The 7,624-nt window shown below is 75.1% G+C and carries 7 protein-coding genes; 2 read left to right on the top strand and 5 right to left on the bottom strand.

The annotated features are described in order from the left end of the window. Positions 1-415 (bottom strand): sulfurtransferase (locus V7793_RS29420; RefSeq protein WP_336012078.1); only part of this gene is annotated, 415 nt, incomplete at its 3' end. A 293-nt stretch (positions 416-708) separates the two neighbouring features. Here V7793_RS29420 and V7793_RS29415 point away from each other — a divergent pair. Continuing rightward, positions 709-1,569 carry a VOC family protein gene (locus V7793_RS29415; protein WP_336012076.1) on the top strand — a complete coding sequence of 287 codons (861 nt, stop codon included), beginning with the start codon at positions 709-711 and terminating at the stop codon, positions 1,567-1,569. On the opposite strand, the gene V7793_RS29410 is transcribed toward V7793_RS29415, so the two are convergent. From V7793_RS29410 to V7793_RS29395, 4 genes are all read right to left on the bottom strand, one after another. Then, on the bottom strand, positions 1,544-2,221 hold the full coding sequence (locus tag V7793_RS29410) for a thymidine kinase (protein WP_336012074.1): 678 nt from the start codon (positions 2,219-2,221) through the stop codon (positions 1,544-1,546). The two genes, V7793_RS29415 and V7793_RS29410, sit on opposite strands and share 26 nt — an antisense overlap. Positions 2,222-2,329: 108 nt before the next feature. Beyond that, the gene (locus V7793_RS29405; protein ID WP_336012072.1) at positions 2,330-3,538 is read right to left on the bottom strand and encodes an alkaline phosphatase family protein; all 1,209 of its coding nucleotides are present in this window, start codon (positions 3,536-3,538) and stop codon (positions 2,330-2,332) included. Next, complete coding sequence (locus tag V7793_RS29400) at positions 3,538-4,143, bottom strand: DUF5998 family protein (RefSeq protein ID WP_168091540.1); 606 nt, start codon at positions 4,141-4,143, stop codon at positions 3,538-3,540. The genes V7793_RS29405 and V7793_RS29400 overlap by 1 nt, the downstream gene beginning before the upstream one ends. 264 nt (positions 4,144-4,407) lie before the next feature. Then, positions 4,408-7,218, bottom strand: a complete 2,811-nt coding sequence (locus V7793_RS29395; protein ID WP_336012069.1) for a bifunctional acetate--CoA ligase family protein/GNAT family N-acetyltransferase — start codon at positions 7,216-7,218, stop codon at positions 4,408-4,410. 106 nt (positions 7,219-7,324) lie between these two features. Here V7793_RS29395 and V7793_RS29390 point away from each other — a divergent pair, with 106 nt between their 5' ends. Next, positions 7,325-7,606, top strand: coding sequence for an HPr family phosphocarrier protein (locus tag V7793_RS29390; RefSeq protein WP_336012066.1), 282 nt, complete (start codon positions 7,325-7,327; stop codon positions 7,604-7,606). The last annotated feature ends 18 nt before the right edge of the window (positions 7,607-7,624 follow it).

The following is a 7,624-nucleotide window of genomic DNA, read 5'->3' as shown; positions in this document are numbered from 1 at the left end:
GCGCGGGCGTCCGCCCGGCCGTGACCTCCCCGCCCTGCGCCCGCCAGGCCGCCAGGCCCCCGTCCAGGACGCGCACGGACGGATGCCCGGCCCAGCGCAGCATCCACCAGGCCCGCGCGGCCGCCCAGCCCTGCCCGCCGTCGTAGACGACGACGTCCCCGCCGGAGCCGACGCCCGCCCTGCGCATCGCCGCGCCGAACTCGCCGAGCCCCGGCAGCGGATGCCTGCCCTGCTTCCCCGGGGGGCCGGCGAGCTCGCTCTCGAGGTCCACGTAGACCGCGCCGGGGATGTGCCCCGCCTCGTACTCCGGCCGGCCGGGCGGGCCGCCGAGCTGATAGCGGACGTCCAGCAGGACGGGCGGCTGCCCGCCGGCCGACGCGTCCATGAGTTCGACTGCGGAGATGATGGCATTCATGGCCCCCATCCTGACGTAGTCCGGCGTGCGTTGAACGGGCCTCTGGCGAGGTGGCGCACAACTGATCGATACTGGGCGCCGCCGTTCGCCGGGGCGCGCTCGGACGCCGGAACGGTACTGCTCCCGCGATTCCGGGCATTCTCCTGCGGGAACCCGGGAATCCCGGCGCGGCCGGGGGGCGCGTGGCGGCAGGTGGTGCAACCATCTGGTCGTGCCCCGTCCCGTACCACCCCCGCGCGCCGCGGCCCGGCGCGGGTCGCGCGGCCACCACGATGGTCCGAGGAGAGAGTGACATGACCGAGGTTTGGGGCTCCCCACGGCCAGGAGCGGGGGAGATCCGGCAGGCGCCGGGCAGCCCGTGCTGGACGAGTCTCCTGGCGCACGACCTGGAGGCGATCCAGGACTTCTACGGCGCTCTGTTCGGCTGGGCCTTCTACAGCCCCGGGCCGCGCCAGCTGGGCCCCTACGTGCGCGCCACGGTCGACGGCCGCGACGTGGCCGGCCTCGGGGAGCTCACGCCCGGCCGCCGGCTGCCGACCGCCTGGACCACCTATCTCGCCAGTGACGACGCCGACGAGGCCGCGGAGTGGATCCGCTGCTCCGGCGGCACGGTGGGGGTGGGCCCGCTGTCCGCGGAGGACGCGGGGCGGCTGGTGCTCGCCAGCGATCCGGCCGGGGCGCCCTTCGGCGTGTGGCAGGGCCAGAAACTGACCGGCGCCCAGCTGACCGGCGTGCCCGGCACGCCCGCCTGGCACGAGCTGGTGACCCGCCGGGCATCGGCGGTCGCCGGCTTCTACCGGGCCCTGTTCGGCTACGAGGTCAAGCCGGCCGACGCCGCGCGCTCGTCCCGCTCCCCGGTGGATTCCCCGGCGGACCCCGACGGTCGCGACGTCGACCCCGGGGACTACCTCACGCTGCAGCTCGACGGCCGTCCGGTCGCCGCGATCCGGGGTGCCGGCGCGGCGCTGCCGCGCGAGCGGGGCCCGCACTGGATGACGTACTTCGAGGTCGCGGACACCGATGCCGCGGCCCTGCGGGTGGTGGAGCTGGGCGGGCAGGTGCTGCGGCCGCCGCACGAGGCGCCGGCCGGCCGGGTGGCCACCGTGACCGACCCGGAGGGGGCGGTCTTCACCCTGCTGCGGACGTCCCGTTGACGGGGGCGGGGTCGACGGGCAGCACGTCGGGGGAGAGGGCGGCGGCGCGCGCCGCGGCGGACGTCAGCCGGCGGCGGTGGTGGCGCCGGCACAGCACCTCGTAACCGACCACGGTCTCGGGCTGGTTGACGTCGCCGACGACCACCTGGGCGCCCTCGACGACCATCTGCCCGCCCACCGTACGGGCGTTGTGCGTGGCCCGCGCACCGCACCAGCACAGCGCCTCGACCTGCAGCACCTCTATGCGGTCGGCGAGTTCGACCAGGCGCTGGGAGCCCGGGAAGAGCTTGGTGCGGAAGTCGGTGGTGATGCCGAAGGCGAAGACGTCGAGTTCGAGGTCGTCCACGATCCGGGCGAGCTGGTCGATCTGGTCCGGCTCCAGGAACTGCGCCTCGTCGGCGATGACGTAGTCGGCGCGGCCGCCCGCCGAGAGGTGGGCGACGATGTGCGCGTAGAAGTCGAACCCCTCGCCCGCCTCGACGGAGTCGGTGACCAGGCCGAGCCGGGAGGAGAGCTTGCCCTCGCCGGCGCGGTCGTTCCGGGTGTAGATCATCCCTTGCAGGCCGCGGGTCGAGCGGTTGTGCTCGATCTGCAGAGCGAGGGTGCTCTTTCCGCAGTCCATGGTTCCGGAGAAGAACACCAGCTCGGGCATGGGGAAGCCAATGCCTTTCATAGGTCGGGGCGTTGAGGAGGGCGCGCGGTCGTACGGGGGCTGCGGACTTACGGGGCTGCGGACTTACGGGACTGCGGGTTTACGGGGTCAGGCACGCACTTCGAGGAGCGGCACCAGCTGCTCCACGGGCGTCATGGAGCCGTGCAGCCCCACCATCGCGGATTCGTTCGGCTCGGTCTCGGTGGCGACGATCGCGATGTCGTCGCGGGCGGCCGCGACCACGTCGCCGATCCGGCCGTGGACGCGGCCGTCCACCCCGTCGCCCGGGCGGCCGAACCAGCCCGCCTCGATCGCCTCGTCGCGGCTCGCGATCCACATCTGCTCGCCGAGCACCTCCCGCCACACCGCGAGCACGTCGGCGGCGGCGCCGGGCACGGCGTAGACGTGGCGGGCGCGGGCCTCGCCGCCGAGCAGGGCGACGCCCGCGCGCAGCTCCCAGTCCTCGTCGAAGTCGATGCGCGACTCGGGGTCGAAGGGGATGTCGATCATGCCGTGGTCGGCGGTGACGTACAGCGCCGAGCGGGGCGGCAGCTGCTCGGCGAGGCGCTGGGCGAGGCGGTCGACGTACATCAACTGGCCGCGCCACTCGTCGGAGTCGACGCCGAAGCGGTGCCCCTTGCCGTCGAGGTCGCTGTAGTACGTGTAGACGAGCGAGCGGTCCGCGGCGCCGAGGCGGTCGGCGGCGAGGTCCATCCGGTCCTCGCCGGAGAGCCGGCCGTGGAAGGTGCCGCCGCTCAGCGCGATCTTCGTCAGCGGGGTGTGCTGGAAGTCCGGGGCGGAGACCTGGCAGGTGTGCACCCCGGCCGCGTCCGCGAGCTGGAAGACGGTCGGGTACGGCTGCCAGACGTGCGGGTCGGTCCAGGGCCGCCAGCGCAGCTGGTTCATCAGCTGCCCCGTGGCCGGGTCGGCGACGGTGTAGCCGGGCAGGCCGTGGGCGCCGGGCGGCAGCCCGGTGCCCACCGAGGCGAGGGAGGTCGCCGTGGTGGACGGGAAGCCGGCGGTCAGGGGCGAGCCGGTGCCGTTGTCCGAACCGGTCATCAGCGAGTGCAGGAACGGCGCCTCGGCGGGGTGGGCGCGCAGCAGCTCCCAGCCGAGGCCGTCGATCAGGAAGACGCACACGCGGTCGGCGGGGGCGAGCTCCAGGCCCGTGGTGAATCCGGGGACCCCCATGCCGGTCGCGACCGCGGGCAGCAGGTCGGCCAGCGAGCCCGTGCCGTAGCGGGGCAGCGGGGCGGAGCGGGGGTCGAGCGGGACGGGCTCGTGCCAGGCGGAGCCCACCGTCGTGGAAGAGGACATCAGCGGGCGGTCGCCGCAGGGGCCGCAGGAGCCGCGGTGGCCTCGGAAAGGGCCTGGGCGAAGGCCAGCGCCTGGCGGACGGTGTCCGGGCCGTCACCCGCCTCGCTGACGCGCAGGCTCAGGTCGTCGGCCGTGGAGGAGCCGGTGTAGCCGTGGTCCGCGTCGCAGTTGGGGTCGCCGCAGGCGGCGGGCTCCAGGTCGATCCGGGACACCGCGCCCCAGCCGATGTTCAGCACGACCTCGCGGGGCAGGGTGCCGGGGGTGTACGACTCCGGGTTGGCGACGACGCGGCTCAGCACGACCGAGGAGATCCGCTCCAGCTTCACGGATTCCGTGGAGGTGGTGGCGTACGGGGACGGCGAGGTGCCGTCGGCGGCCTGCTCGTCGGTGTGGCTGACGATGAACCGGGTGCCGGTGAGGACGAGGACGGTGACGTGGCGGCGCACCTCGTTGGAGTCGAACGTCGTCTCCTGGTGCACCAGGTACGACGCGACCGGCTCCCCGCCCACTGCGGCCTCCACCGCCTCGGCCACGAGGGCCGGGTAGTAGCCACTGCGCTCGATCGCCGCGCGCAGCCCTTGGGTCGTCGTACCGGTCTTCGCCATAAGCCCATCCTAAGGGGCCCACGGGCCCCAACCGCCCGATGCGCCCGCGCCGGCCTCTCCGAGGCCGGCTGCATGGGACGGGGCTCACACGCGGGCCCCCGGGCCCGGCCCCGCGCCACCCTTCCCGCCGCGAGGGCGGGAGACCTCCGCGGCGGAACCCGGCGGTGCCGAACCCACCGCAGCCGTGGGCGGGGCACCGGCCGACGGCATCGCCCCGCCCGGGGCACGCAGCGTGGCCGGGTGCAGTCCGGTGGTCTGCTGCTGTCAGACCGCCGGCAGGCTGCGCGGGCCCAGGTCCGTGCGGGCCGGGGCCGGTGCCAGGCGGATGGTGGCGCCCAGGACGTGCACCCCCCGGGGGGCGACGATCACCGGCTCCAGGTCGGCGCCGACGACCTCGGGGTGGTCGTCGACCAGCCGGGAGACGCGCAGCAGCAGCTCCTCCAGGGCCCTGGTGTCGACGGGCGTCGTGCCGCGCCAGCCGAAGAGCAGCGGGGCGGTGCGGATGGAGCGGATCTGCTCGGCGGCGTCGCGGTCGGTGACGGGGACGAGCCGGTGGGCCGTGTCGCCGAGGAGCAGGGAGGGCGCGCCGGCCAGGCCGAAGGACAGGACCGCCCCCGCCGCCGGGTCGATGGCCGCACGCACGACGGTGTCGACCCCGCGCGGAGCCATGGACTGGACGACGAGCCGGGTCTCCTCGGGCTTGCCGAGGAGCTCGGTCAACTCGGCGTACGCGCGGCGCAGTTCCGTTTCGCCGCCCAGGTCGAGCCGGACGCCGCCGAGGTCGGCGCGGTGGCGCAGGTGCGGGGCGGTGGGCTTGAGGGCGACGGGGAAGCCGAGCCGCCGCGCGGCGCGCACCGCGCCGTCGGGGTCGGGCGCCGGCAGCGCGGGCAGCACGGCGATCCCGTACCGGGCGAGGAGCCGCTGGGTGTCGGGGGCGGAGAGGGTGACCGCCCGCGGGCCCTCGGGCGGCGGCGCCAGGCCGGCTCCGTGGGCCTCCAGCAGCACGCCGATGTCGGCGGCGGCGCCGGCCTCGTCGATGTCCTCGTACTCGGGCACGCGCCCCGGCTCGGCGGCCTGCCGCCGCCAGCGTGCGTACCGCGCGGCCTCGGCGAGCGCCCGGACGGCCCGCTCGGCGGCGGGGTAGGCCGGTATCCGCACGGCGGGTGCGGGGGCCGCCGGGCCCTCCGCTCCCCCGGCATCCTCGCCCGCCGGCTCCGCGAGGGCCTCGGCGAGCCCCGGGATCTCCAGGTGCACGACGGTCACCGGCTTGGCGGCCGGCGAGGCCGCGACCGCCTCGCGCAGCGCCCGGGCGAGGTCCGCCGCGGAGGCGTCGCCCACCCACGGGATGGCGGTGACGACGACGGCGTCGCACTCCTCGTCGGCCAGGACGCCGGCCAGCGCCCTGCGGAAGTCGGCGGGCCGGGCGGCGGTGGTGAGGTCGTACGGGGGCTGAGGGCGCAGGCCGTCCGTGAGGCAGGCGTCGTAGGTGAGCAGGGCGAGGGACTCGGAGTTGCCGAGGATGGCGACGCGCGGCCCGGCGGGCAGCGGCTGGGAGGCGAGGAGCAGCCCGGTGTCGGCGAGCTCGGTGACCGTGTCGACGCGGATGACGCCGGCCTGCCGGAGCAGGTCGGAGACGGTGGCGTCGGGGATCCGGGTGGTGGGCACGGCGTGCCCGGTGGGCGCGGCACCGCCGTGGCGGGCGCCCTTGACGACGACGACCGGCTTGCGGGCGGCGGTGCGCCGCGCGAGGCGGGTGAACTTGCGGGGGGTGCCGATGGACTCCAGGTACATGAGCACGAGGTCGGTGTCCGGGTCGTCGTGCCAGTACTGCAGGAAGTCGTTGCCGGAGACGTCCGCGCGGTTGCCGGCGGAGACGAAGGTGGAGATGCCGACGAGACCTGCGGCTCGCCGGTGGAGCCCGGAGAGCAGGGCGATGCCGATGGCCCCGGACTGGCTGAAGAGGCCTATGCGGCCGGCGGCGGGCAGCTCGGGCGACAGAGAGGCGTTGAGGCGGACGCCGGCGGCGGTGTTGATGAGGCCGAAGGCGTTGGGCCCGATGATGCGCATCCCGTAGGAGCGGGCCTGGCGCACGAGCTCGCGCTGGCGCTCGCGCCCGTCGGCGCCGCTCTCGCCGTACCCGGCGGAGAGGACGACGAGGCCCTGGACGCCGTGCTCGCCGCATTCGGCGACGACGGAGGGCACCTGAGCGGCGGGCACGGCCACGACGGCGAGGTCGACGGGCCCGTCGATGCCGAGGACGGAGCGGTGGGCCGGCACGCCCTCGGGGTCGAGCCGCGTGACGTCCTCGGGGAAGGCGTGGTTGACGGCGTGGAGCTGCCCGGTGAAGCCGCCCGCCAGCAGGTTGCGCAGCACGGCCCGCCCCATGCCGCCCGGCGCGCGGCCGGTGCCGATGACGGCCACGGAGCCGGGGGCGAGCAGCCGCTGCACCGAGCGGGCCTCGGCGCGCTGCTCGCGGGCCCGCTGGACGGCGAGGGAGCGGTCGGTGGGCTCCAGGTCCAGTTCGAGGCGGACGACGCCGTCCTCGAAGCTGCGCTTCTGGGTGTAGCCCGCGTCCGTGAACACCTTGATCATCTTGGTGTTGGCGGGCAGCACCTCGGCGCTGAAGCGCCGGATCGCGCGCTCGCGGGCCACGGCGGCGATGTGCTCCAGGAGGGCGGAGGCGACGCCGCGGCCCTGGTGGGCGTCCTGCACGAGGAAGGCGACCTCGGCCTCGTCGGCGGGCTCGGAGGCGGGCATGCCGCGGCCGTCGATGCGGTCGTAGCGCACGGTGGCGATGAACTCGCCGCCGACGGTGGCGGCGAGGCCGACGCGGTCGACGTAGTCGTGATGGGTGAAGCGGTGCACGTCCCGGTCGGAGAGGCGGGGGTAGGGGGCGAAGAAGCGGTAGTACTTCGACTCGTCCGAGACCTGCTCGTAGAAGCTCACCAGGCGCTGGGCGTCGTCGGGGGTGATGGGACGCAGGTGCGCGGTGCCGCCGTCGCGCAGCACGACGTCGGCTTCCCAGTGGGTGGGGTACGCGTGCTCGGGCCCGGACTGCGCCGGCGTCGTCTGCATGGGGCCAGCGTAAGGCCGGGCACGGACATCGGGAGCGCTGCGCCGGAGCACTCCGGCACCGTGAGACACTGGTCTAGACAACCTCTACGACTTGAAGGGCAACACCATGGCTGAGCGCCGCGTCAACGTCGGCTGGGCCGAGGGCCTGCACGCCCGTCCTGCGTCGATCTTCGTCCGTGCGGCGACCGCCGCCGGCGTCCCCATGACGATCGCCAAGGCCGACGGCAACCCGGTCAACGCCGGCTCCATGCTGGCCGTGCTGGGCCTGGGCGCCCAGGGTGGCGAGGAGATCGTCCTCTCCAGCGACGCCGAGGGCGCCGAGGCCGCCCTGGACCGTCTGGCGAAGCTGGTCGCCGAGGGTCTCGAGGAGCTCCCGGAGACCGTCTGATTCGACGGAATCACGCGC

The organism is Streptomyces sp. KLMMK, assembly GCF_036961605.1.
GTDB lineage: Bacteria > Actinomycetota > Actinomycetes > Streptomycetales > Streptomycetaceae > Streptomyces > Streptomyces telluris.
Note: the sequence above shows the minus strand (reverse complement) of the source record. Positions and strands in the feature narration are given on the sequence as shown.

Coding starts and splice junctions, on each gene's coding strand:
- V7793_RS29415 (WP_336012076.1), top strand. CDS start 709: ATGACCGAGGTTTGGGGCTCCCCACGGCCAGGAGCGGGGGAGATCCGG.
- V7793_RS29405 (WP_336012072.1), bottom strand. CDS start 3,538: ATGTCCTCTTCCACGACGGTGGGCTCCGCCTGGCACGAGCCCGTCCCG.
- V7793_RS29410 (WP_336012074.1), bottom strand. CDS start 2,221: ATGCCCGAGCTGGTGTTCTTCTCCGGAACCATGGACTGCGGAAAGAGC.
- V7793_RS29400 (WP_168091540.1), bottom strand. CDS start 4,143: ATGGCGAAGACCGGTACGACGACCCAAGGGCTGCGCGCGGCGATCGAG.
- V7793_RS29395 (WP_336012069.1), bottom strand. CDS start 7,218: ATGCAGACGACGCCGGCGCAGTCCGGGCCCGAGCACGCGTACCCCACC.
- V7793_RS29390 (WP_336012066.1), top strand. CDS start 7,325: ATGGCTGAGCGCCGCGTCAACGTCGGCTGGGCCGAGGGCCTGCACGCC.